This window comes from Tianxiuia mixotrophica (assembly GCF_050596425.1).
Lineage (GTDB): Bacteria > Bacillota > Clostridia > Peptostreptococcales > Acidaminobacteraceae.
In genome coordinates this window covers 2,089,278-2,113,695 of sequence record NZ_CP192292.1, presented here as the reverse complement: position 1 = coordinate 2,113,695, position 24,418 = coordinate 2,089,278, and the positions used below count along the sequence as shown (strand labels likewise).

The following is a 24,418-nucleotide window of genomic DNA, read 5'->3' as shown; positions in this document are numbered from 1 at the left end:
TCTTTGGTCTTTTAACAGGCATCCACATTGGTAAATGCCTAGTCCAAATAGTCTGCCATGACTTGATTGGATACATCCAGACCATATGAGGTCAAGGTCAAATGATCATCCTTGAGTGTGACAAGCCCCTTGTCCACCTGGGTCTTTATCACATCTTGAAACTTGTCCTGCATTTTATATGAAAAACGCTTTTCAAACGCCTTCAGGTCTACCCCTTGACTCAGACGAAGTCCAAGCATGATATATTCAAAGGCCGCTTCTTCTTCAGTAATGAATTCTCTTGTCTCCACCGGTTTTTTACCCGCTTCTACCGCTTTTCTATACGCTTCAAAATCTGCATAATTACCTTCCCTGCAATTGTTCACATACCCATGGGCGGCAAGGCCTGCAGCAAAATAAGGGGCGCCTTTCCAGTAAACCAAATTATGACGACAAGCCTTATCAGGTCGCGCAAAATTAGAAATTTCATACTGTTGAAATCCCGCTTGTTTCAAGCGATTTATCAAAAAATGGTACATAGCTCGGTCTTCCTCTTCACTAGGAAGCCTAAGTTCCTTTTTATCCAGCATTTTCTCAAATGGGGTATCTTCCTCAATTTTCAAACTATAGGCTGAAATATGATCCGGCGAAAGGGACAAGACTTCATCCAGCGTTTCTTTCAAGTCCTCAAGTGTTTGATCTGGCAGGCCAAACATAAGATCAAGATTAATATTTGTAATGCCACTTTTTCTTATAATGTCAAATGACTCTTTAGCCTCTTGTGCGGTATGAATGCGTCCAAGTTTTTTCAGAAGATCATCATTCATACTTTGAACCCCCATCGACACTCGATTAACACCAATGGATCTCCAACACTTTAGGGATTCCAGTTCAACGGTTCCCGGATTGGATTCGATTGTAAACTCATCAAGAACATCCAGATTAAAGTTGCTTTGAAGGCAGGCGCCAAGTCTCTGTATTTCATTTACACGTAGTAGGCTAGGCGTGCCCCCACCAATGAATATGGTTTTCAGTTGCGGCCTGTCGTAGTCTTTTCCGACTAACTCAAGTTCTTTACATAGGGTTTCCATATATACTTGTCTAAATCCTTTATCACATGTAAAGGAAACAAAATCACAATAGGCACACTTTTGTGCACAAAATGGTATATGAATGTATAAACTCTCTGGATTTTTCATTGTTTCACCTATCTTTCTCCTTACTCAAAACCCATTATATCCTACTTGGCTTCATTGACCAAAACCTTGTTGCTTTTAATCAATCCCAGCTCCTTTAGGGCCCATTTTATCTTATACGTATTACACTGGTTGAAGTAAGCTCCTTCAAGGTATAAACTCTAGTATGTAATGTGTAAGGTCTGGAGATTTATTCCCAGCCTAGAGTTGAAAAATTGTATTTTTTTAGTTATACTAAAAAGACAATATCGAATTTCGATATTACATTTGTTTAATCATCATTATCTTGCTTTCCTAGCATGACCTACCATTCAACATAAGGGAGTTAACACAATGATAGAGTATAAAAATATTGATTTAAAACTTGGTGATAAAGAGATATTCAAAGACTTTTCACTGAAAATTTCAAACGGTGAAAAGGTCCTTTTTAACGCCCCATCTGGCACGGGAAAATCCACACTCGTAAAAATGTTGCTTGGTTTTTTAAAACCAAACAAGGGCAGCATTCATCTTAATGGACAAACTTTAAGCAAAACGACTTGTCACAGCATTCGGTGCCAGTGTGCTTATGTCAGCCAAGATGTCGATTTGCCCGAGTTATCTATCCAAGATCTTCTCGACCGTATTTTTGATTTCAAGTGCAATCGAAATCTTGTCTGTCATCAGTCAGATATTGAAAAAACCTTGGATTTTTTTGACCTCGCCCCATCCACCATACATCAGAATGTGAAGGATCTTTCTGGTGGGGAAAGACAAAGGCTTGGTTTGGCCCTATGTCAGTTAATGGACAGGCCTATATGGCTTCTTGATGAGGTCACTTCCGGTTTGGATAAGACCTTAAAACATAAGGTCTACAATATGGTCATGGAAAGCGATAAGACAGTTCTAATTATTTCCCATGACGACATTTGGGACAACCAGTCCATTAGAAAAGTGAGGTGGTAAGCATGGAAACTGTTCAAATTTCTTATTTGGGTCTAGGACTCCTGCTTCTTTTGTTGGTTCCTCTTGGTGCAATGAATCGCTATTTGGAACTTCCACTTAATCGACGAATGGTTTATGTCACAATACGTATGCTTATACAGTTAACACTGGTTGGTCTTTTCCTCCAGTATCTTTTTGACATAAATAATCCTTTACTCAATGCCTTATATTTACTGGTTATGATTTCAGTGGCCCTCTTTTCAGCCCTAAAAAGCACACAACTGACTTTTAAAAAGGTTGGACTTCCCCTATTTTTGGCCTTTATTATTCCAAACGTCCTTCTTATTCTCTATTTTAATGTCATTGTTGTACAGCTTGAGGCACCCTTTGATGCCCGCTATTTTATTCCCATTGGCGGTATGCTCATGGGAAATTCCCTATCTGGCATAGTTGTTGGGCTTAAAAGATTTTATGATGCCATTAAAGAGGATCAGAAAACCTACTTCTATACCCTGGCTCTCGGTGCAACTCGACAAGAGGCTTTAAAGCCCTACATACAAAATGCACTCACTACGAGCATTAGTCCCACATTGGCTTCACTAGAGACCATTGGACTTGTACACTTGCCGGGTATGATGACAGGACAAATTCTTGGTGGATCATTTCCTATTGTTGCTATTCGCTATCAAATGGCCATAATGATCGCCATACTTGCCATTCGATACACCAGTACTTTTCTAGCAATACGTTTCACATCAATGAAAACTTTTAACGATTATGATGTGTTAGAAATATAGTCTAGGCGCCTTTAAATTATGTACAACTATAAAAGCCCGCGAGCATGCTCGCGGGCTTTACTAATATTTTTGTGATGTGTCTAGCTTTCTTCATCAAATTTGAGGACTGACAAGAAGGCCTGTTGAGGCACTTCCACATTCCCCATTTGACGCATACGCTTCTTACCTTCCTTCTGCTTGGCAAGGAGCTTTTTCTTTCTGGAAATATCACCACCATAGCATTTGGCCAGAACGTCTTTACGAAGTGCTTTGATCGTAGAACGTGCAATTACTTTGTTGCCAATAGCGGCCTGAATAGGAATAACGAATTGGTGTCTTGGAATAACATCCTTCAGACGTTCACAAATTTGACGACCTCTGTACTCCGCTTTTGTCTTATGAACAATCATTGAGAAAGCATCAATATTTTCTTTATTAAGAAGAATATCTAGTTTCACAAGATCTGACTCCATGTAGCCCTTCACTTCATAATCGAGAGACCCGTAGCCACGTGTCTTTGTCTTTAGAGCATCAAAGAAATCATAAATAACTTCATTCAGCGGTAAATCATAGTGAAGCATGACACGGCGTTCATCTAAGTAATCCATATGAATCATGCTGCCTCGTCTTTGCTGACAAAGTTCCATAACGTTACCAACATACTCACTTGGAATGAATATCTTGGCGTCTACCATTGGCTCTTCCATCATAGAAATTTCCGTCTGCTCTGGAAGGTTGGATGGATTCTGGACAAAGACCACTTCTCCATCCGTCTTTGTAACTCTGTATATAACCCCTGGTGCTGTTGCAATAATATCCAGGTCAAATTCTCTTTCTAGTCTTTCTTGCATAATTTCAAGGTGTAATAAACCAAGGAAACCACAGCGGAATCCAAAGCCTAGGGCCACCGATGTTTCTGGTTCGAATGTAAGAGCCGCATCATTTAGTTGAAGCTTCTCAAGAGCGTCACGGATGGCATCAAAGCTTTCACCTTCTGCAGGATAAAGACCACAGAACACCATTGGTGTTGCCTTTTTATAACCTGGCAATGGCTTCGGTGTTGGGTTATTCTTAAGCGTGATGGTATCACCAACCTGACAGTTCTTAACATCTTTAATGGATGCTGTGATATAACCTACATCACCAGCTTGAAGCTTGGGCTGTGGCAGTGGACCAGGTGTATAAACACCAACTTCAGCCACTTCGAATGTCTTTCCAGAGGACATCATTAGCATTGTGTCGCCTTTTTTGACTTCTCCATCAAAGACACGTACAGATGCAACAACCCCCTTGTAGCTGTCATAAACAGAATCAAATATCAGGCATTTTAAAGGGGCCTTTGGATCGCCTGTTGGCGATGGAACAGACTTAACTATAAGCTCTAATACGTCTTCCATATTGATGCCAGATTTTGCAGAAACTTCTGGCGCGTCTTCCGCAAGAATACCTATAACATCTTCAATTTCAGTTTTAATTTCAGCCGGCCGAGCGCTTGGAAGATCAATCTTATTTAAAACAGGTAAAATTTCCAGACCCTGTTGATCCGCCAGATGTACATTGGCAAGTGTTTGGGCTTCTACGCCTTGTGAGGCATCAACGACGAGAATCGCCCCCTCACAGGCTGCAAGAGACCTTGAAACTTCATAAGTGAAATCGACATGACCCGGTGTATCGATCAGATTGAGTATATACTCTTCACCATCGTTTGCCTTGTATATAAGTCTTGTTGTATTCAGTTTGATCGTAATACCACGCTCACGCTCTAGATCCATCGTGTCCATGATCTGTGCCTGCATTTCACGCTCTGTCAACAGGCCAGTCTTTTCAATAAGTCTATCTGCTAAGGTAGACTTGCCATGGTCGATATGAGCGATGATACTAAAGTTACGAATCATATCTTGACGATTCGACATTGTGCATCCTCCTCTTATTCTATATATCAAGCATTAAGATTTATCATTTTAATAACTGCTTCAATATTACTCTTACACTCATTTATGTGTACAAACACATTTTGCGCTTGCATCTTTGAGCCTTGCGCTTTGCGAAAGCTTCTACGCCTTAAATGAAAGAACAATAAAACAAGTGCACCACATAAATCATCCTTTGAGGTGCACATTCTGATATATTATATCATAAAGCATGGCTGAACTAAATACCCCCACATTAAGATTTCTTATTAATAAGAAGAGAAAGAGACCATGTCGTTGTCTGACTATTTTGAAATGAATTATTTTGGTCCAACCAAGACATTATGCTTGTTTTCAGCATGAAAGAGTGTTATAATTCTTTTTGTTGACTATTGACCTTCATACAATACGCAAGGCAGGCTATCTACTGACTTGTACATGATCTAAGGGGTCAAATGAAAGTGAGGTGAAAAACAAATGGCTAATATTCAATCTGCAAAGAAGAGAATCAAGGTTATCTCTAAGAAAACTGAGCTTAACAAATCTCGTAAATCTGCACTTAAGACTGCTGAAAAGCGTTTCCTAGAAGCTATCGAAGCTGGTGATAAAGCTGTTGCAACTGAAAAGTTCAACACTGTTCAAAAGCTTGCTCGTAAGGCTGCTGAAAAGAACGTGATTCACAAGAACGCAGCATCTCGTAAAGTTGCTCGTCTATCTAAGAAGCTTAACACTCTTGCATAATCACCCTCTAATGATTAAAATGCGAGTTGAGCTTCTTACTAAGGCGTCTGATCAGATCAATCAGAATGCCCTTAATAAGGAGAATTTGATTCCCCAATTCCCTTGTTATAAATTTGAATTCAGATTTATAATGAACAAGCGCACGATTGCAAACGTGCGCTTTCCGTCTTTTTTGAGAAGAAAAAGCACTATGTATTCGGGAAATGGTCATACCTTATTAATAAATAAATTAGATATTGTATATCTCTTGCATAATGTACTGAGCTCTACTCTATCTATAATTATGCCAGATAATCCAGCACCAATCTTTTATAGATTGGTGCTTTTTATATTTCAGTCGCTTGCAAAATTACAGATCTATGCCCTCGCCCTACCATAGGAATTTTGATTCTTAATTTACCGCACACATAAAAAACACCCCAGTATAAACATACATTTATACTGGGATGTTTTTAGGATCATCTTATTATATTCAAGGCTCAATAACACCACTATTATTTCACCCTTTGATTCAGTTTTACCATTAACGTCTCTACAGCCAATCGTCCTTCATACTGGCCAGTTTTCATTGCGAACTCAGTTTCCTTGCAAGCGTTGAGCATCATGGTTAGCCGACCAACTGAAAAAGGTCTGATTTGTGCAGCATTCTTTTTAACCACAAATCCGGGCAATTTCAGTTTTGAAGATAGGGCAGATGGTGTATAGCCTTCATTCATGTAAATTTTGGTCTTAAGAAGCAATCTAAAATGACGGGTAATCATAGCCATGACCTTGATTGGCGGCTCCCCTTCTTGAAAGAGCTTATGACTGATTCGAAAAGCAACATCTGTTTTATTGCTCCCTAAAGCGTCCACCACATCAAATATGGATTTCTCTAAGGGTTTATCAATCATGGTTTCAATATCATTTGTTGTAATGCTGGTTCTTTCACCACAATAGCCCATGACCTTTTGAAGCATATTCATAACATCATGCAAGGTCTTATCAGACCCATAGTCAAGATATGCAGTCTGTTCTGTTAAAAAGTGAAGGGTACCAGGGTCGATCGTCTTGCCTGAGTCAGCAATGACTTTTTTCATCCACTTTGGAAAACTTCGATCATCTAACTTACTAAATTCAACAGCCTTGCCTGACTTAGTCAAACTCTTATATAGTTTTTTTCGTTTATCCGGCTTCGCCGACCCTTCAAATATTAGAACCGTGCTGTCTGAAGGACTCTTTAAGTACTCAATGAGCGCCTCTTCCCAGGGTCCTGTCATCCTGTTCTTTGTTGCGTTGAAAAAAGGCGCATTTCTAACGAGCACAACTTTTTTATCATCAAAAAATGGAAGCGTTTCAGCGTTCCCCAGAACCTCATCCAGCTCGCAGGCCCCTCCGTCAAACACCGACCAGTTAAAGTCCTCATAAGCGACATTAATCAAATCCGCTTTTAGTTTGTCGGTGGCATGGTCCATTAAGTATTTTTCCGTACCATAAAACAAATAGACGGGTTTCAGTGTGTTTTTATCTAATTCTTTTATAAAATCTGTATATGACATAAGGGCCTCCAGTTATCCCGTTTCTTTTGTGCCTATCTATTGTACCATGTCTGACGATGGTATGTAAGCCACGGGATTATGTGAATTTCATCACCTAAAAACACCCGAATACATCCCTGCTTGTCGTTCCTATATATACTGCTCTTATCTTTTATCCCCCCAGACCTCTCAAGGGTATTCAGGGTCGTCGGCGCTGGATGACCAAAGTTATTCCTGCCCACTTGAATGATAGCGTATTCTGGCTGTACAGCCTTGATAAAAGACATGCTTGATGATGTTTTAGAACCGTGATGGCCAACTTTTAGAATATCCACATCAAGCCCTTCCCCCTTTGTCTTCCAATGGCTTAGTATTTCATGTTCACTTTCTTTTTCTATATCTCCGGTGAAGAGTATTTTCCGCTTTTTATATTCCATTACCAGTGCCAAAGACATATTGTTGGCCCCCATACGCCTTATTTTCCAACTTCCTTTAGGCGCCTTTAAATCAATTTGTGGCGGATGCAGAACTGTGAAATCCACGTCTCCCATTTTTAAACGGTTACCTTTTTTCAGCTGAATGAATTGCGTATCCGGATAAAGGCCTTTTATGTGATCAAGAACATCTTTTTTTCTGTCAGGGCACCATAGTAAAAGGTCTCAATTCTGATAGCTCCTGCTATATTTTTAAAACCACTGATATGGTCTGCGTCTGGATGACTTAAAAAAACAGCGTCCAGTTTAGTAATGCCTTGTTTCAGAAGTATATCCAGTAAATCGGCCTTGTCTGGACCTGAATCAATAAGGATTTTTTGACCATCATTTCCATGGATCAGGATGGCATCCCCTTGTCCCACATCCAGAAAATCAACTTTAAGGTTTCTATTTATAGGCAAACCATTTGTAGGCAAGCTAGTTAAAACGACTGACACTATAAGTCCCAGCAAGCCGTTTCGGACAATTTGAAATTTATGATCTAAAAGCCATCCACGAAATCTAAAAGACAAGATCATGCAAGCGAAAATTAGAAAAAACATCCCTACTAATGGCGCGCTTGGAGAACCAAGAACCAATGTATTAAAAGGTAATTTCCATACTATAGCTGTTAAAGCCCGAAGACTGGCCAAGAAACTTTGACACATTAAAACAAACACGTCTCCCACAAGGGGCAGGGAGGCAAAGAGTAGGAATAAAATTCCACCAATGAGGACAAAGGGCATCAAGACTGCCGTTGGAACATTAAAAAATATGCCATATACATTGAGTCTATTAAAATGATACACCATCAAAAGTGTGAGCATACACTGAATAAAGATAGGAAAAAGAAGAAGATCAAGAGATTTAAAGGTCCCATACCTTTGTAGGTGTTGGCTTAGTTTCATATAAGCGCCAATGGAGAAAACTGCCCAGTAAGACAACTGAAAGCCCACATTCCACACCAAAAATGGGCAGATGAACATGGATATTAAGGCCACAACACCAAGAGCATTTAGAATGTCGTACTTCCTCTTTGTTAAAATTGAAAACACATGGAGGCAGATCATGCTAAAGGCTCGTATGGCTGAGAATGAAGCCCCTGATAGTAGAACGAAAAAGAGCATGATCACTACAGAAAGTGTAACCGAAAGCTTATATGGGCATCTGAGTTTAGATAAAAACCTTGATATAAACATATAGAGTATTCCAAAGTGGAGTCCAGATACAGCCAGTATATGTGCAGTCCCTGTCACACGGAAGCTTTCAAGGGTTATTTCATCAATACCCCTGTCATCGCCTAAAAGAATCCCCTTTAACAAACTGCCTTCATCACTGTCTAAATACCGGTCCACCCTGTAAAAAAGTTTTTCTCTCAGTTCTGCCACCAAAGACAAAAGAGAGACCTTCACCTCATCCACACTTATGCTTTTATCAAGCTTTAAAACTAGGGGGATTCTCTGGCTGTTATAATACTTTCTCGGTGAAAATGTTCCTGGGTTTCTGGCCTCTTCAAACTTGGATATGTGACCATAGACATGGATTTCATCCCCCACTGTCCAGGCGGGATCCTTCCCCCATTTATGCCGGACAAGAATTTTAGGCACCCTTCGCACAAGTTGACGCTTTTTTCCAGCACCTTCCACCGTGTCCTCATGGTCATAAACCTTAACATCACTCATAATGGTGGTATAGAGTCCAACGTCTTTCACTAGACCACTCACCTCATACCTGCCATTTATAGTTTCGTCGGCCTCAACACTTAAAAACTGTATGTGTACAAATTCTATAAAGAGCACTGCCACCACCAATATGCAAATATATAAGCCCACCTTGTCTAAGTCATTTTGTTTCTTAAAACAAGCCATAAACGAAACAAGGCCTAATACAAGAAGGAAGCCTCCCGCTATTCTCAGTATATAAATATTTATTACACTTACTGCTACAATAATAGCCCACATCAGTATCGACAATTCTATAAGCGGTCTTCTCATTATCAGTCTCCCATATAGAGTCAAGCTTCATTCACCAACTTTTATTTATATCCTTGTCTAATTATAATTTACAATGCAACTTTTTACAATATTTGTAAATTAATTTTCTGATTCTGCGACCCCACTTTCAGCCCACCGCTTTTTATGGTGCAAGGCTCTTAAACGAACATAAAAAAACGCTGAAATGCATATATGCATTTCAGCGGTTCTTTCAAATCATAATTTTGAATTTAACAGATCTAGGGCCAAGCCCTTCATGAGTCTACTGGTCGGCAGACTCCGCAGCCAGCGCTCTCTTTTGTTCAACATTTGCAATCGGTTCCGGTTTAAGTAAAAGGACTGTCACCACGGCTGTTAAAGGTATGGTTAATATCAAACCTATACTCCCTGCAAGAGACCGAACAATTTCAGTTGCAATAATGTCAAGGTTTAACATCCGAACAAGAGGGGTGTCATAAGCCATAAAGAGTAACAGCAGAGGAATAGAGCTTCCCGTATAAGCAAGAATGAGTGTATTGGACATTGTGCCCATCACATCCTTGCCGACCTCCATCCCTGCTGAAAAGAGCTCTCCTCTTGAGAGTTCCTTATTGGCTTTATAAACTTCTTCAATCGAAGATGCGATGGACATGGCCACATCCATAACAGCCCCAAGGGCTCCCAGTAAAATGCCAGAGAATAGAAGGGCCTTGAAATCAAACTGAATCCCTTGTGGAATGTATAGAAGCATGGAAGCTTCTTCAGTTGACATACCCGTCATTTTCACGTGCTGCCCAATAAGGTAAGCTATACCGCCTGCAATAAGAACACCAGATATTGTACCAATGATGGCTGCTATGCTTTTTTTTCTAAATCCAGAAACAAGCAAAATCGTTACAACAGTTATAACTATACAACTCATAACTGTGATTGGCACTGGACTTAGGCCATTTAGGATACCAGGTATGATGAACTTCCACACCATAACAAGGGTAATTCCTATGGTGACAACCGTCTTCAAGCCCTTGAGCTTGCCCACCAAGACTAAAACTGCAATAAATCCTATAACCAACCATTTCAAATAACCTTCTCGATTATAATCTGTGACAAAGACATCCACATCACCATCTGAGTACTCATCCACTTGAATGATGACCTTGTCACCAATCTTTACTGGTATATCATACCCCGGATGACCTGATAGGACATTGTCCGTTTCATGAATTTCCCCTTCATATTTTCCTGAGACTATTTGAACCTGCACTTCTTGAATCATCTCGCCGTAGCTGTCATCTTCAGAAAGCGGGAATTCTGTTACATCTATAACCCGTCCGTGTTCTACAAATGATGTCAGTTCATCATCCTGACTCATAATATTATCTGCAAAAACAAAACTGGATACCAGCATCATCAATATAATGACAAGTATACTTATTCTTTTTTTCATTTTATTCCTCCTACTCGACCTACTTATTGTATCACCTTGGAGGAATATATCCAATCCTAAATGACTATCTTTCTCAGTCTAGGTGCTTGCAAAATTACAGATTCATGCCTTTGTCATATCATATATAGAATTTTTGATTCTTATACATCTGTATATGCTGAGCCGAGGGGTCTCGAATAATATTTCAAGTCGATCAGTCATGAATAATGTCTGCAAATTGTCCATCTATAACCTGGACTAGATCTTTTGGAGATAGGCCAATCTGGGCACCTTTTTTTCCGGCACTTACAATAATTTCAGCTTCATTTTCAATAGCACTGTGGATGAAAGTCTTATAATTTTTCTTCATGCCAACTGGAGAACAGCCTCCTCTTACATAGCCAGTGTGTTTTTGAATATCCTTTACAGGAATCATTTCCACTTTCTTTTCTCCACAGGCCTTTGCTGCCTTTTTCATGTCTAATTCTCCCGAGACAGGCACCACAAAGACATATAGATCTCGCCCTTGGCCCTTTGTCACAAGGGTCTTATACACGATGTCATGCGACTTGCCTATTTTGTCAGCCACAGAAATGCCATCAATCTTGTCATCGTCAATTGTGTATGAAATAGACTCATATGTGATATTGTTCTGGTCTAATATTCTTTCTGCATTTGTTTTCTTAGATTTGCCCACTTTGCACCACTCACTTTCCTTATGTCATCCATTTTTGTCACCATTATAACAGAAAATATGAAATTTATCCTTTTAAAGTCTTGTAGAAGTGGACATAATATAATATGATGCTATAATGACTGTCCAGATGAATACTGGAAGAAGTGGATACTTCATATAACAGGCATTAAGATTTTTTTCCGAATTTACAAGGGACAAAAGAATATAATCAATACATCGAATTTATAATAAAAAAGAGGTTTAACTATGATAGAACTTGGAAAATTTCAAGAACTCAAGATTTCTCATTTTTCACCATCAGGTGCTTATTTGATTGATCCAAATGGCACAGATGACACAGATAGCGTACTGCTTCCTCGATCAGAGGTGCCTTCAGAGGTGGAGGCAGAAAGTGTTTTAAAGGTATTTATCTACAAGGATTCTGAAGACCGAGTCACAGCCACGCTTTTAAAGCCCGAACTTTCCCTTGGAGAGATTAAAAAGCTAGAAGTGGCTGATGTGACAAAAATTGGAGCCTTCATGAAATGGGGTCTAAAAAAAGACCTTTTACTGCCTTATTCCGAGCAAACCAGGACTGTAAAAAGCGGTAAAAAGTACCTTGTGGCTTTATACATTGATAAATCTGAACGTCTATGTGCGACGATGAAATTCTCAAAGCATTTTGACAGAACACCACCTCATAAACTAAACGACATTGTTGATTGTTATGTTTATGATGTTAAAGATGAACTTGGAGCCTTTGTTATTGTCGATAACAGATACGAAGGGCTTATTTTGAAAAGCGCCCTAGCACAGGACAATCTTCAAATTGGCGATACCACAGAAGCGCGTGTTCAAAGAATCCGTCCTGATGGCAAGATTGATTTAAGCCAGCTTGAGTCCGTAAAACAGCGTATGGATGCAGACTCACAAAAAATATGGGACGCCCTAGGAGATGCCGCTGGCCGTTTGCCTTTTAATGATAAATCTGATCCAGAACTGATCAAATCAGAATTTGGCATGAGCAAACGCGCATTTAAGAGAGCTGTGGGGCAACTTCTTAAAAGCGGAAAAATTCGAATCACTGATGATGGCATTGAAATGAAATAGTGCAGATCGCACATGTGGGGACGACTCTAAAAAGAGCCGTCCCCATTTTTAATGCTACAAGGTTCGCAATCTGCACTGCATTCTTTCTATATTATTCAGAAGCTGCCCCTAAATTGGATGCACACGCCTGAATGAGATACTGAAATCCTTTTGGTAGCTCCTGTTGAGTCGCTTGCACCTCTACATGATATTTGGCATCATTGCTCTTATTGTACTTGGTACCATGCTCTGATGAACTTGAAGAGTCATGAGACACACTGCCCTTGATGGTTGCAGAAAAAGGTCCCCAACCCACCTTGGCTTCTAATGACCCACTTTCGCTTGTGTGGGAATCACTCTTCTCACTTGTGTTTTCTTCAAAGCTTGACTTCACTTCCATATCAAAAGTTATGTCAACATTATTAATGCCCAGTGTCGGAATAGGAATAAGGGACAAAAGGGGCAAATTCGCCATTGCTTGTTTGGAGCTTTCCTTATCACCCTCTTTTGACTCTGTGGCTGTCTGGAAAGTCAACATACGTGGTACAAACGGTTTATCCGAGGTACCCTCCCCTTCAAAGCCCGCATCCAGTATGTATTGCTTTTGAGCCATTGCCATATTAATATTTGCATCACACGCGGCATTAAGCGGACCGCCAATCAAACTTTTCATTGGTAAGCCTTGAAAGGCTTGCGCCATATTCACTAAACTGCTTTCAGCCATTACTCTGCACCTCCATATTAGTTTGGTAGTTGATTGCTGATGGCCTTATCATAGCCTTGAATAACTTTTTGAAGGCCTTCTGGCACACCAGCATTTGTAAATGTCATGTGGACCTCTGTGACATTGTTGGAATCATGAGGTGTTAGCTGCACCCCCAACTTATGGAGCTGACTGTCCACACCGTTGCGATCCTCTTCAATTTCCTCAGCTGAAATATCAATTTTTGTCTTGACCTCAATTTTTTCCATTTTTACATCCGTGTGTGACACCAGGGATATAAGTGGCAAATGCACATCATGGGTTGAGGCTTCCAACTTGCCATTGATCATTTTCTCCTGCGGAAACTGAACCCGAATCATCTTAGGAACCAGTTTTTTGTCAAGATCCATATTGGACGCTATGCCTGCGTCAATGGGCACATCTTTGTTCTCAGGATTCGCATACTCAAAATATCTGAGAAGTCTATGAATATTCTGTTGTTCAACAGATTGCGAAGCTTTAATCACGGCATTTTCTATTGCTGATATGAGTGAGCTTAAGTAGAGTCTCATTCTTATCCCCCTTCGTTTCTAATTGTTTATACAATACATTTATAGTTGAAATGGCCGTATTTCTCTGTGCTTAAAAACAAGCTTTCCTTTATCCTCTCTTAGCATTTGTGCTTCGTATATGTATTTTTTATGCCTTAGTTTCCATAGAAAAGGTTTTTTAAGGCTGTACTTGAAAGTGTCTTCATTTCCTTGTCTCTCATCATCTTTTTTAAGGAAAAGGGGCGCTTTAATGTAGAACTCACTAAGCACCAAATTGGATCCTTGTATGTTCATTTGACTTACTTTATGGTTGGAATGATCATATGTATCAGCTTGATGCACATAGTCTTGAACTGCATTTTTTAAAAGGTCATCTAAGTCTTTTGCTGAGACTTTTATCGAGTTTCTTCTTTTCCGGATCACTTTAGATTTTAAAACCTCCATAATTCTTTATGGCCATGTTTTCATCAACAACCATGCTGTCTATTTGCATGTCATTTCTCATTTGCACTATAGCGGCGCCGTCATAAATATCACCTTTCGACCATGCCCTTGTTTGCCACAAATATTTTATGCCAAATCGACCGTCAAAATGTTTAACGACATCATAGCTTCCATAAAGACCAATGTCATACTTGAGATCAGCTTCTGTCATCTTGACGTAAACTGCCTTCATATACTTTTCAAGCAGTGGATAGTCCGATTCAGAAGGATTATAGTCAACAGTGAAATAAATGGCTGTATTTTTAGGCTGATTCACATACTGAGCCAGCTCTATTGCAGCGCTGCAGTCTTTCATCCCCTGTTCATAGTTGAAATAGGATGCACTTGTCGGATTGGCCTCGAAAATAGCCACTATATTCAATCCTAAGGCGCTGATCATCTCCCCTTCATCTGGGGTTAACTGTTTCCAGGAATCTTTTTTATAATAATATCGCCCTATAAACTGTCCACCATTTTTCTTGAGAATTTCAAGTTGCGCCTTGGTCTTTTTCACGGCAAAATCAAAGCCTTTGGTCTCTCTTTTGCCCTGATTTGGCGGGGCTGGCTTGACGATTTCCTGAGGCTTTTTACTGGCTTTCGCCTCCTCCTGTTTTGCCTGCGCCATCCCCTCTTCAGTCTTGTAAGTTTTTATAATCAAATCTGCGTTTTTAAGAGCATGTCCATGAAAACTCACATCATGCCAAACTTGACAGGGACTATTTATACTTTCATTCCAGTCCCTAATTTCTACCGAACCATTGTGCAGACCATGCACGGGGCAAACAAAAGTATATGTCACTTGATCTTTTGAAACGGACATAACCAGCAGAATCACAGGCCTTTGATAATAGTTTTTTACAAGAATCAAACACCCCGGCTTCACATCTTTAAGCGGTATGACTGGGTAGGTATCCACTCGGTCTAAATCAACGTATTGGTTTAAGTGATCTTTATCTTGAGCAAGCAGGCCCTTTAGCAAATGTGCCACATAGGCCTTGTCTCCTATTCCCGTATACTGGCGAATGGAGTCTACAGTTTGTGTCAGTCTTATCTGCGACAGATTTTCTATGTTCGGAATGAAGTTGAGTATATTTTTCTTTATGGTCTCAGGCGTGTTGTATACACCCTTTGCATATGGCACTGTAATATGTCTATTCTTCACTTCAATAGACGTGTAACTCTTGACTTCATTTTCTAGAAAATTGGATACCTCGCTGGATCCATACCTTGAATCAGAAGGCTCTTTCACCTTCCCATCCGTCTTGGAATTCCCACTATGACCAGCTTCTTCTTGAGCGTCATCGTTTGAAAACACATCAGACTGGCCCTTTAGTTTTGGGAACGTATTTTCACTTAAATCAGCATTCGGATAAACCTTACTGTAAAATTTCTTTCCAAGATAGCCTGCGTGGCTGATACTCAGTAAGACCATAAAAGATGTGCTTAACCCTCTTATATGTATCTCGTTTGACCTTAGATCTCCCATTTGATGAACTGTCTGAGCGAAAAATTGATAGAGAAGAATCAAGGTTATAAACATATTTTGAAATCGACTTATTGACACAGTGCCTTGCTTGACTTCCATGAACATTTCACTGAAAGTATGAGGGCGTCCACTTGTACCTTTCTTTTTCAAGTTTCCTTGAGGTGTTTGAGTCTTAGCAGGGTTTCCCCTTTGCGAATTGTCTTGCACTTGACCACCGATTGTGTCAAATGTAGAGGATATTCCAAAAGCGGACAGATTGATGCCTAGAAGCAAGAACAAAGATGCAGGAATGACTATATTTAACCCCTCAGAGTCTTCATCATCATTATCTGTTTCTTGAACTGTTTCTTGGTCTGTCTTCTGATCTGTCTCTTGATTTGTCTCTTGATTTGTCTTCTGATCTATCTTCTGATCTATCTTCTGATCACTTGTAGTTTGACTGATTGCACCAACAGACCCAGCCATCTGATTGTTCTCAATGATGGCGTCTTGGAAGTTCTGAAAATAGTGAACCGTTACCAGCGAAAACACAAGGCTTATAAGCACTATAGACCATGCAAATAGCTGAAATCTACTTAAGCTGGTTTTGTTGTTCTTATCCAGTAAGAAGAAAAAAATAGACTTGTAGCCTCTTGCCTTTTCCGAGGCTGCCCGGCTGATTGCCACCAGCAAGATGGTCAAAACCAATATGGAAATAAGCCATACCCTGGCAATAAGAGGTGAGTGGTTCCATAAAGCCTGCATTGTATTCATTGAGCGCCTCCCACTTTTATTTCTACTATCCAATTGGAATTTACTCATTTTTCTCATTTCAAAACCTCTGATGGCACAATCATCCATTTAAATGACACAATTGGATATAAAAAACGGGTTAGATCATTTTCAGATCTAACCCGTTCCAGTTTTTAATTTTAAGTTGATTTTTATGCTTTAAGTGCTGTTGCCTAATTGAATGCTTAAATATCGCAGTTTCAGCTTGTAGGCACTCAGCCTTTTAGAATTTGCTTAAAACTAGTGGTTGTGTCCAGAAATAAGTCTTTTCACACCTGCTTTTTCTAGTGCAACAAGTAGTGGAAATGCCAAGGCGCCTCCAACAAATGCCTGTACGAAGTTTGGTCCAAAAGTGCCTATAACACCACCAGCTCCGTAGAAGAAATACTCTGTTACTGCGTATCCAACCATCATAATAATACCACCAGGTACAAAGGCTACAGTGTATCGAATCGCTGTATGAACAAGGCCTTCCTTATTTTTCATAAGGTGCATGTAAATAAAGCCAACAACCATAGCATCGATGCCTTTAATTAAAAATGTTGGAATGGCATAAGCTGCATAACCGCTAAATACATCTGCAAGCATTGAACCAATCGCAGCTGCTGCGCCACCCAATACAGGGCCTAGTAAAATACCACATAGATATACAATGCTATCACCTAGATGAATATATCCCCCACCTGTTGGTATTTGAATGACTATTGTTCCCACCGTTGCAAGTGCTGCCATTAAACCTGCAAGAACAAGCTTTTTAGTATCCATATCGTTCCCTCCAATGTTATCTTTCTATAATTATTATAACATTCATTGTACCCTGAGTAAACGATTTGAGGGATACAATGCACTCACATTGTATCGTTACAACTAATTGTTTGATATAATAGCGAGTTTATAGTCGCTTTCATTTACAATTCCAGTCACCAAATATGTCAAGTTTTCATTCCCGTAAACGTGTTCAAGACCTTGTATTTCAAGCACTTTCCGGTCAACCCCATCTTGAATGAACAACTGGTTGTCTTTATAATACAGAACACTTTGTCCACTGACAACAAAAGGACTGTCAAAACCGTCAAAGCTTTCTATTGTATCGATACGCTCTCTATCTGATAGGGCAACACCATTATCATCGTAGAGCTTGAGGACCTTTTCTTCATTCCAGTAAAGAACGAAAGCCTTGTCATTAACATACACATTGCTTGGAAAAGCTTGCGTTTCAATGTCTAGGTCAAAACTATAAAGACCACCATTGTCTACATTGTAGGTCCTTAACTCCAACTTTCCTTCTCCAGACCTTTCAATATACGATAAGCGGCTTCCATCCGCACTCCAGTAAAAATTCTCATCCAGCGTCTGACCCTTAGGCAACTTATCAAAATAGACAATTTCCCGTTCAGGGAATTTTATATATCCAATCCGTGTGTTGCTTATTTGCGTGGGACTTTCCAATTGACCTGTATACACAAATGCCAACCTTTTTCCATCAGGTGACCATACAGGTGCTGTTCCTTTTATTTCTTCAGCGTACTTTCGCCCCGAATCCGCTCCAAACACATTAATGGAATGGTCAGGGTAACTTCCATCAGCACTGATTACCGTGAAATAGCCACCGTCTGGCGAAAGTCTTATGCTCTCATGAAAGTTCTCAAAAACAGAGGCTGGCAAATCTCCAGGTATGACTTTTTTTCGGTAGCTTTCTAAACTATATGTGGCCATTTGCTGACTTTCCTTAACCATATAGATAAGCTTGTCGCCACTCTGAGATACTTGAACATCAGCTTGTGTTGCTGGAACAAAGTTGCCGCTAATTTTATTCAGAGTTCCCTCATTGGTTTGGTGATATAAGCCTGGACTCTTATCTTTCGATACAAGTATGATTCCATATTCATTTCTAAACAGGCTCTTGTATTTGGAGGGGTCTTTCACTTCCTGTGCAAGGATTTGTTCCACTGTCAAAGCCTTCAAATCCACTCGGTAAGTTCCATAGCCATACTTTTCATGTTCTCCAATGATTTCAAGGAAGTCACCGCCATCAAATGATACACTCTCAGGCTTTTCATGGAAGCTTTCCAGCTGGGCCACCCCCTGGTCTGATTCAATTTTTTCAACTTTTCTTTCATCAGCCCGCATCGATTTTTTTTCATAGACCTTTGTGTCCAGTACCGTCACAGATGCCACGAGTAGTACAATAAGTAAACCAAGACCTATGGTCAACATGCTCTTGTTCATGCTTGCGCCCCCCTGCTAATCAATATGTCTATTTAAAAATGCCATCACCATGTCAGCTTCTTGATCATTCACATTCATCGCTTTAAACATGAGTCTGTCAATTTCTTTTTTATGAATCTTAATCTCGTCCTCGTTATCTGTCTCCATAATTCTTTTTACAGCATTAGAAATAGATATTTGCCAGTCGTAGGCCCAGTAACAAGGGACTGCTGTTTCTAGCAGTGGTTTTGCATACAGTTCCAGGAGCTCGCCCTTTCTTTTTCCATTTTGATAGAGCCATAAATACACTATGGATGAGTTGAGCACCCCTAAATAATACATCCATGCAAGCGCATCAAAGTCATTTTGATTTGCCCATGCGCCTTTCACAGCTTTTTCTTTAAAATAATAGACATCTGCACTGCAATAAAAGGCCTTGTCTGTGTAGGCAAATCGGTTGATCTTGCACCGCTGTGGCACAACAATCTTTTCCCCTTCAAAAACCGACATATTCCGCGGCCACTGAAGGGCGTACCAGGGACGGGTTCCCGTTTTCACTTCCCGCCTGGCTTCAAGAACCGGTCTATACTTCTGTAAGTGATTCAAGGTTCTTGGATAATCTTGTTCCGTTTCATTGTTATAGCCATCTAAATAAACAATTTTTCTCTCAGTTCTTGGTCGTATTTTATAGGCATCAATATCGGAATTTTTATAAAATGGCTTGAGCACAGACTCTTCTACTTCAAGCAACTTTGGATCATTATTGTCGAATACGAATATAGGATCACCCTTTTCGATGCCATATTCCTGAATGTACTCCATAGGAAGTTTTGCTCTCAGCATAAGACCACTGACTTGATCAGCACCGGACACAATCCCCTGTTTTATTTCAAAGACGTCTTTTAAACGGATATCAGAAAAATTGTCATAGACGTTTAACACGGCCTTGTGACTGTCATCAGACAATATGCTTATTGTCCCTTCTGCAGTGTATAAATCCTCAGCATGACACAGATATTCTTTCACATACTTTTGGGGGTACTTCCCCTCAAGAATAGGGTCGCATTCTAAATGGATCTTTTCAATATAAGTTTGGTTGTGGACGTACCGCACAAGGGTTTCTTTGCTTTTTTTCGCCTTCTGGATTTCCTGGGACTGGTCATGTCTTTTTAAGGTGTAAATCATATTATGTTGTCCAAGGGCATCTTTAAAAACAGGATAGGAATTAAAATTTAAAATATGAGCAAACCATGTGGTTTCCTTAAGTGTTTTTCTGAATTTCGCAGCCCCATCTGCCGTGATGAAATAATTCGTCGTTAAATATGTCAAACGTCCCTTTTTATGAATAAGCTCCAGTGATTTCAGTGCAAAAAAATAACTTAAGTCCATCTTGCCTTCATAATGTTTTCGCCCAAATTCAGTCTGCCTTATTTTCTTGAAAACTTGGGTATTGCCTTTTTCCCCTAAATAAGGTGGATTTCCAATGGCTATGTCAAACTTTTTGCTATTCACTATTTTCTTAATTTTATGGTGCTTGTTATATGTAGTGTCTTCCAGACTATCCCCTAATGCAATCATGGGAGATAACATCCACTTGTCAGGGCTAGCATAGCGCCACATCAAACAAAGAATATATACAGCAAGTGGTTCAGGTTGTAAGTCTATTCCCGCCACAGCGTCTGTAAGGAAGTCTAAAGCATGTGTTTTATAGTCAGCCTCCTGACCAAGTATTTTTTTCATATTTGTGGATATTGTCGTGAGAAGTTCAACAAATTCAAGTAAAAAAGCACCAGCCCCACAAGCAATATCTATGACTCTTATATTTTCAAACGCATTGAGCAGTATGGTCAGTTCTTCTTCTGACATGGACAGGGACTTAAAGACTTCCATGCCACTTTGCCATTCGCCCTCATCATATTTCTTTGCTAGGGCCAAAACCCACTGGGTTGGTTGCGCAGGTGCTTTTACCTTATGCGTCTTTAGAGTTTCAACGATCCAGTCACTCACTGAAATTTTCGTCATATACCTGACCCACTCAATTGGTGTGTAAAAACTGCCTGTTGTATTTCGCTTCAAGTCTTCAAGAAAACCATCTGCTTCAGTGACAAATAGTGACAGATCAAAGTCTGACAAGTAATCAATCACAGCTGGGTCGATTCTTTTATAAGTCAAATTTAAACCTTCAACGGTTTTTAAGATGTGGTTTTTCACCTGAATATCATCTACGTCAATTCGCCTGGCCACCACGGCTATCATCAAGTTTATCAAGTCTGATTGGCTGGTCACCTCAAGACTCTTTAACCTCTTTTTCATTTGCTTAATTTTTTTGTCACCTGTCACACGCTCACCACCTTTGCCCACTTATTCATTTTACTACATTCTTAGCATCTTACTCAAGAAAACTTCCACCTTTATATTTGAAATTGAAAACCCCTGACAAAGTCAGGGGTTGAATAGACGCTATGATTTTCCATGTTTTATTCTTGAGTACTGACCGTACCCTTTTTTCTTAACACCATCAATTGTCTGAATAACTTCATCCACAAGCAGGTCCATATCAGGAACAGCTATATCCACACCTTTTTTCTTAAGGTATTTCATAATTGTTATAAGTCGAATATGGTAGCTATTCGGATTTTTGAAAAATGGGTGTCTTTCAATCAATGTTTTAATATTGTCCCGATCAACAGTCTCGAGTTGACTGCGTTCTTCTTCTTCAATCCGTTCCTCTACTTCACCAATATATTGTTGAAGCATATCAGTTGGATTATCGTGTTGCTCCAAAAGCGTCTTAATGTCGTTTATGATGTCTTTACTTTCCAGACGTTCTGAAGCGATCGGCCTTATGGTATGGTCGTCCGGTTCGGGAACATCTGAGACATCGCCAGTTGCGAGTATCACTTATGCATTTCCCCTTTCTTATAAAACAAGTTTTTATACCGATATATTCTACACACTGTTTTCAGAATTGTCAAATCAAAACCCAGTATTTTAGTGTCATTCACACCTTATTAACCAATAAGATCATCAATATTTAAGACTTCATCACGCAGATGTGCCACGTTTTCCCCAAGGACTTCTTCTGTAACTGTCTTAGAGTAATCCAGTTCATCCGCTGTTCTACACTCAATTTCGAGACGGTCATCAGCCAGTACAATTTCCGCAATAACTGTATCGTGTTCTCCAGACACAAGTTTGAAAACAGATCCCGCTTTGTCATCTAATGATAATATGAATTTTTCGTTAACTTTTAAAGCTTTGTAAGCCTCTTGCTGATTTTTTACCACATATGTGGACTGATGCACCAAATAATCTTCATCATCTAGGGCATATTCTGTGGCTGTTTTATCAATAATGCTCAAGAATCTGTAGAGCACTAGACTATGCTTTTTAACAAAGGCATCCATTTGAATAGGCGCATATAGACTGCAGTATTCATTGTATTTTTCAAGCATACCTTTAATAAGGAGTTTTTTATACTCATCAGGCATAAACTCTTTATGGTCTGCCATGATGTGTTTTCCGTCGACCTTGTAAACCCTGGAGACCACGACACCTGAAATGTCAAATGCCTCCTGCAATGTGTGATCCATCTTTGTGAAAATGTCTTTAACCACCATTTTATCCTTGATAGGCAATCTTTCAAAAGCACTATACACAGAGGATTTAATGATTTTCAACATTTCTTCATCCTCTTCACTAAGGTCATGGGCTTGCATATATAAGTCTGAAAGACTTTGACCTCTTTCATCTTGATAATCATGTACAAACCAGTCGTTAAACCCTTGCATATCTTGACCGTTTTCTGATCCTTTTAAAAAGACTTTGGTCGCATCTTCTACAAGACTTCGCCTTTCATCTTCAAGGGCCCAAAACAGAATTTTATCCACTAATTGTTCAATATGTGCTCTTACTTCCATGTTCCACCTCATAGCTTTCTTTATGAACAACATGCAACATTTCTAATTTTACATGTGCCTATTACTTTTATTATACTACATACATTTGGTCTTAATTAACCCAATTTTGATTACAAAACATACATTACTCGGTTTTTAGTAGGCAAAGAGGGGCACCCCCCTGAATGAAGATCCTTAAAATATCATAGTTATGATCTATTACTTTTTTCCGCATGTTCATTATGGTAACATATTTATGAATAAAAATGTAAGGAGATCGCTATGACAAAACAATTATATTTAGATCAACCCCTACTTGTCCATTTTGATGCCCACATTATTTCATGTGACACGCACAAGGATGGATATGTTGTAGAACTTGATCAAACAGCGTTTTACCCAGAAGGTGGCGGTCAACCATCAGATATGGGGAAAATAGATTCGGCCCAAGTCAGCTATGTTTTTAAAGAAGAGAATAGAATTTACCATGTGGTCGATAGGTCCTTTGAAGTTGGATCAAAAGTTCATGGTGAACTTGACTGGGAAAGACGCAAAGAGATGATGCAGCAACATACAGGCCAGCATCTTCTTTCAGCAGCTTTCTGGAAGCTTTACCAAGCCATGACGGTTGGGTTTCATTTAACAGAGGACAACCTGACCATTGACCTTGATAAAGACCTTGATATGCAAGATGCACTTAAGGTTGAAACCCTTGTAAACGAGTGGATTCAATCTGACTTAAAAATTAATTGTTCCTTCCCTTCAGACAAAGCCCTTGAGGAAATGCCCCTACGCAAAAGACCTAAGGTGGCACACAACATCCGAATTGTTGAAGTGGAAGGGGCAGACTGCACCCCATGTGGCGGAACACACCCTCCAACAACAGCCCTGCTTGGCCTCATTAAAATTAAGCGTATTGATAGATACAAGGGCGGTATACGGCTTCAATTTGTTGTAGGTGTCCGTGCCCTAGAAGACTATAGACAAAAGAATGTTCTAACAAATGATCTTGTGGCCCTTCTTAAAACACAACCTGAAGAAATTTTCGAGAAAATTGAAAAGCTTCTCGTTGAAAACAAAGACTTGTCAAAGACCAATAAAGTTCTGAAAGGACACTTGGCCGCTATTGAAGCCCAATCCTTGGTTGAGCATGCTGTTAACCATACAGATGGCTTCAAAATTGTACGTAAGGTTTTTGAGAACAGAGAATTTGGTGAAGTCCGTCAAACGGCTATGAAGTTGTGTGAAAAAGACAATACAGTTGTTCTCTTTGGCCTGAAAGAAGACAATTCTACCAAATTGGTCTATTCAAGATCTAAAAATCTCGAGGCACTAAGTATGAAAGATCTCTTCGCAGAAGCCATTGATAAACTAGATGGCCGTGGTGGTGGAAGCCCTGCATCTGCACAAGGGGGAGGCAAGCATCCAGAAAAATTAGACTTTGTTATTGATGAGTCTATGGACAAATTGCTTGGCGTATAGTCTGCAAGCCTGTCAACCACTAAGTTTGAATGAAAACGGGGAGGCTACTCGCCTCCCCATTTTGGGTCATCTTTCCCTATGCAACTTCTTTATGATCTTCAAGCAAGACGCCATCCGCTATTTTAGCAAATAATAAACCCGTATAAGCTTAGATG

The 24,418-nt window shown here is 39.8% G+C and carries 21 protein-coding genes; 5 read left to right on the top strand and 16 right to left on the bottom strand.

The window, feature by feature from the left end; genetic code table 11:
- Positions 1 to 38: 38 nt before the first annotated feature.
- Positions 39 to 1,178: a radical SAM family heme chaperone HemW gene (gene hemW / locus ACQ4KW_RS09160; RefSeq protein WP_430886226.1), complete on the bottom strand. Its 1,140-nt coding sequence runs from the start codon at positions 1,176 to 1,178 to the stop codon at positions 39 to 41.
- 330 nt (positions 1,179 to 1,508) lie between these two features.
- Here hemW and ACQ4KW_RS09155 point away from each other — a divergent pair, with 330 nt between their 5' ends.
- Together ACQ4KW_RS09155 and ACQ4KW_RS09150 are read left to right on the top strand one after the other, a co-directional pair.
- Positions 1,509 to 2,120 (top strand): ABC transporter ATP-binding protein, encoded by a 612-nt coding sequence (locus ACQ4KW_RS09155; protein ID WP_430886225.1) that lies wholly within the window; start codon positions 1,509 to 1,511, stop codon positions 2,118 to 2,120.
- 2 nt (positions 2,121 to 2,122) lie between these two features.
- Positions 2,123 to 2,896, top strand: a complete 774-nt coding sequence (locus tag ACQ4KW_RS09150) for an ABC transporter permease (RefSeq protein ID WP_430886224.1) — start codon at positions 2,123 to 2,125, stop codon at positions 2,894 to 2,896.
- Positions 2,897 to 2,976: 80 nt separating this feature from the next.
- On the opposite strand, the gene lepA is transcribed toward ACQ4KW_RS09150, so the two are convergent.
- A complete protein-coding gene (lepA, locus tag ACQ4KW_RS09145; RefSeq protein WP_430886223.1) occupies positions 2,977 to 4,788 on the bottom strand; it encodes a translation elongation factor 4 in 1,812 nt (603 codons plus the stop codon).
- Between the two features lie 474 nt (positions 4,789 to 5,262).
- Between lepA and rpsT the strand changes: the two genes are divergently transcribed.
- A complete protein-coding gene (gene rpsT / locus ACQ4KW_RS09140; protein WP_430886222.1) occupies positions 5,263 to 5,526 on the top strand; it encodes a 30S ribosomal protein S20 in 264 nt (87 codons plus the stop codon).
- Positions 5,527 to 6,020: 494 nt separating this feature from the next.
- Here the strand turns inward: rpsT and holA are convergent, their stop codons facing one another.
- The 5 genes from holA to ybaK all read right to left on the bottom strand — a co-directional run bounded on the left by holA (position 6,021) and on the right by ybaK (position 11,612).
- Positions 6,021 to 7,064, bottom strand: a complete 1,044-nt coding sequence (gene holA, locus ACQ4KW_RS09135; protein WP_430886221.1) for a DNA polymerase III subunit delta — start codon at positions 7,062 to 7,064, stop codon at positions 6,021 to 6,023.
- A gap of 32 nt (positions 7,065 to 7,096) precedes the next feature.
- The gene (locus ACQ4KW_RS09130) at positions 7,097 to 7,585 is read right to left on the bottom strand and encodes a ComEC/Rec2 family competence protein (RefSeq protein ID WP_430886220.1); all 489 of its coding nucleotides are present in this window, start codon (positions 7,583 to 7,585) and stop codon (positions 7,097 to 7,099) included.
- A gap of 65 nt (positions 7,586 to 7,650) precedes the next feature.
- Positions 7,651 to 9,510 (bottom strand): ComEC/Rec2 family competence protein, encoded by a 1,860-nt coding sequence (locus tag ACQ4KW_RS09125; protein ID WP_430886219.1) that lies wholly within the window; start codon positions 9,508 to 9,510, stop codon positions 7,651 to 7,653.
- Positions 9,511 to 9,772: 262 nt separating this feature from the next.
- The gene (locus ACQ4KW_RS09120) at positions 9,773 to 10,936 is read right to left on the bottom strand and encodes a YibE/F family protein (protein ID WP_430886218.1); all 1,164 of its coding nucleotides are present in this window, start codon (positions 10,934 to 10,936) and stop codon (positions 9,773 to 9,775) included.
- 193 nt (positions 10,937 to 11,129) lie between these two features.
- Positions 11,130 to 11,612, bottom strand: a complete 483-nt coding sequence (gene ybaK, locus ACQ4KW_RS09115; RefSeq protein ID WP_430886217.1) for a Cys-tRNA(Pro) deacylase — start codon at positions 11,610 to 11,612, stop codon at positions 11,130 to 11,132.
- Between the two features lie 246 nt (positions 11,613 to 11,858).
- Here ybaK and ACQ4KW_RS09110 point away from each other — a divergent pair, with 246 nt between their 5' ends.
- Positions 11,859 to 12,701, top strand: a complete 843-nt coding sequence (locus tag ACQ4KW_RS09110; protein WP_430886216.1) for a CvfB family protein — start codon at positions 11,859 to 11,861, stop codon at positions 12,699 to 12,701.
- 91 nt (positions 12,702 to 12,792) lie between these two features.
- On the opposite strand, the gene ACQ4KW_RS09105 is transcribed toward ACQ4KW_RS09110, so the two are convergent.
- From ACQ4KW_RS09105 to ACQ4KW_RS09065, 9 genes are all read right to left on the bottom strand, one after another.
- Positions 12,793 to 13,404 (bottom strand): DUF2589 domain-containing protein, encoded by a 612-nt coding sequence (locus ACQ4KW_RS09105; RefSeq protein WP_430886215.1) that lies wholly within the window; start codon positions 13,402 to 13,404, stop codon positions 12,793 to 12,795.
- A 17-nt stretch (positions 13,405 to 13,421) separates the two neighbouring features.
- Entirely contained in the window at positions 13,422 to 13,955 is a 534-nt protein-coding gene (locus tag ACQ4KW_RS09100; protein WP_430886214.1) for a DUF2589 domain-containing protein, read from the bottom strand.
- A gap of 39 nt (positions 13,956 to 13,994) precedes the next feature.
- Positions 13,995 to 14,357, bottom strand: coding sequence for a hypothetical protein (locus tag ACQ4KW_RS09095; protein WP_430886213.1), 363 nt, complete (start codon positions 14,355 to 14,357; stop codon positions 13,995 to 13,997).
- Position 14,358: 1 nt separating this feature from the next.
- Positions 14,359 to 16,656, bottom strand: a complete 2,298-nt coding sequence (locus ACQ4KW_RS09090; protein WP_430886212.1) for a glycoside hydrolase domain-containing protein — start codon at positions 16,654 to 16,656, stop codon at positions 14,359 to 14,361.
- Between the two features lie 258 nt (positions 16,657 to 16,914).
- On the bottom strand, positions 16,915 to 17,439 hold the full coding sequence (locus ACQ4KW_RS09085; RefSeq protein WP_430886211.1) for an ECF transporter S component: 525 nt from the start codon (positions 17,437 to 17,439) through the stop codon (positions 16,915 to 16,917).
- 102 nt (positions 17,440 to 17,541) lie between these two features.
- Positions 17,542 to 18,903: a hypothetical protein gene (locus ACQ4KW_RS09080; protein WP_430886210.1), complete on the bottom strand. Its 1,362-nt coding sequence runs from the start codon at positions 18,901 to 18,903 to the stop codon at positions 17,542 to 17,544.
- 15 nt (positions 18,904 to 18,918) lie between these two features.
- Positions 18,919 to 21,243 carry an Eco57I restriction-modification methylase domain-containing protein gene (locus tag ACQ4KW_RS09075; protein ID WP_430886209.1) on the bottom strand — a complete coding sequence of 775 codons (2,325 nt, stop codon included), beginning with the start codon at positions 21,241 to 21,243 and terminating at the stop codon, positions 18,919 to 18,921.
- Between the two features lie 99 nt (positions 21,244 to 21,342).
- Positions 21,343 to 21,783, bottom strand: coding sequence for a hypothetical protein (locus ACQ4KW_RS09070; RefSeq protein ID WP_430886208.1), 441 nt, complete (start codon positions 21,781 to 21,783; stop codon positions 21,343 to 21,345).
- A gap of 110 nt (positions 21,784 to 21,893) precedes the next feature.
- A complete protein-coding gene (locus ACQ4KW_RS09065) occupies positions 21,894 to 22,802 on the bottom strand; it encodes a hypothetical protein (protein ID WP_430886207.1) in 909 nt (302 codons plus the stop codon).
- A 261-nt stretch (positions 22,803 to 23,063) separates the two neighbouring features.
- On the opposite strand from ACQ4KW_RS09065, the gene ACQ4KW_RS09060 reads away from it, so the two are divergent.
- Positions 23,064 to 24,263 carry an alanyl-tRNA editing protein gene (locus ACQ4KW_RS09060; protein WP_430886206.1) on the top strand — a complete coding sequence of 400 codons (1,200 nt, stop codon included), beginning with the start codon at positions 23,064 to 23,066 and terminating at the stop codon, positions 24,261 to 24,263.
- The last annotated feature ends 155 nt before the right edge of the window (positions 24,264 to 24,418 follow it).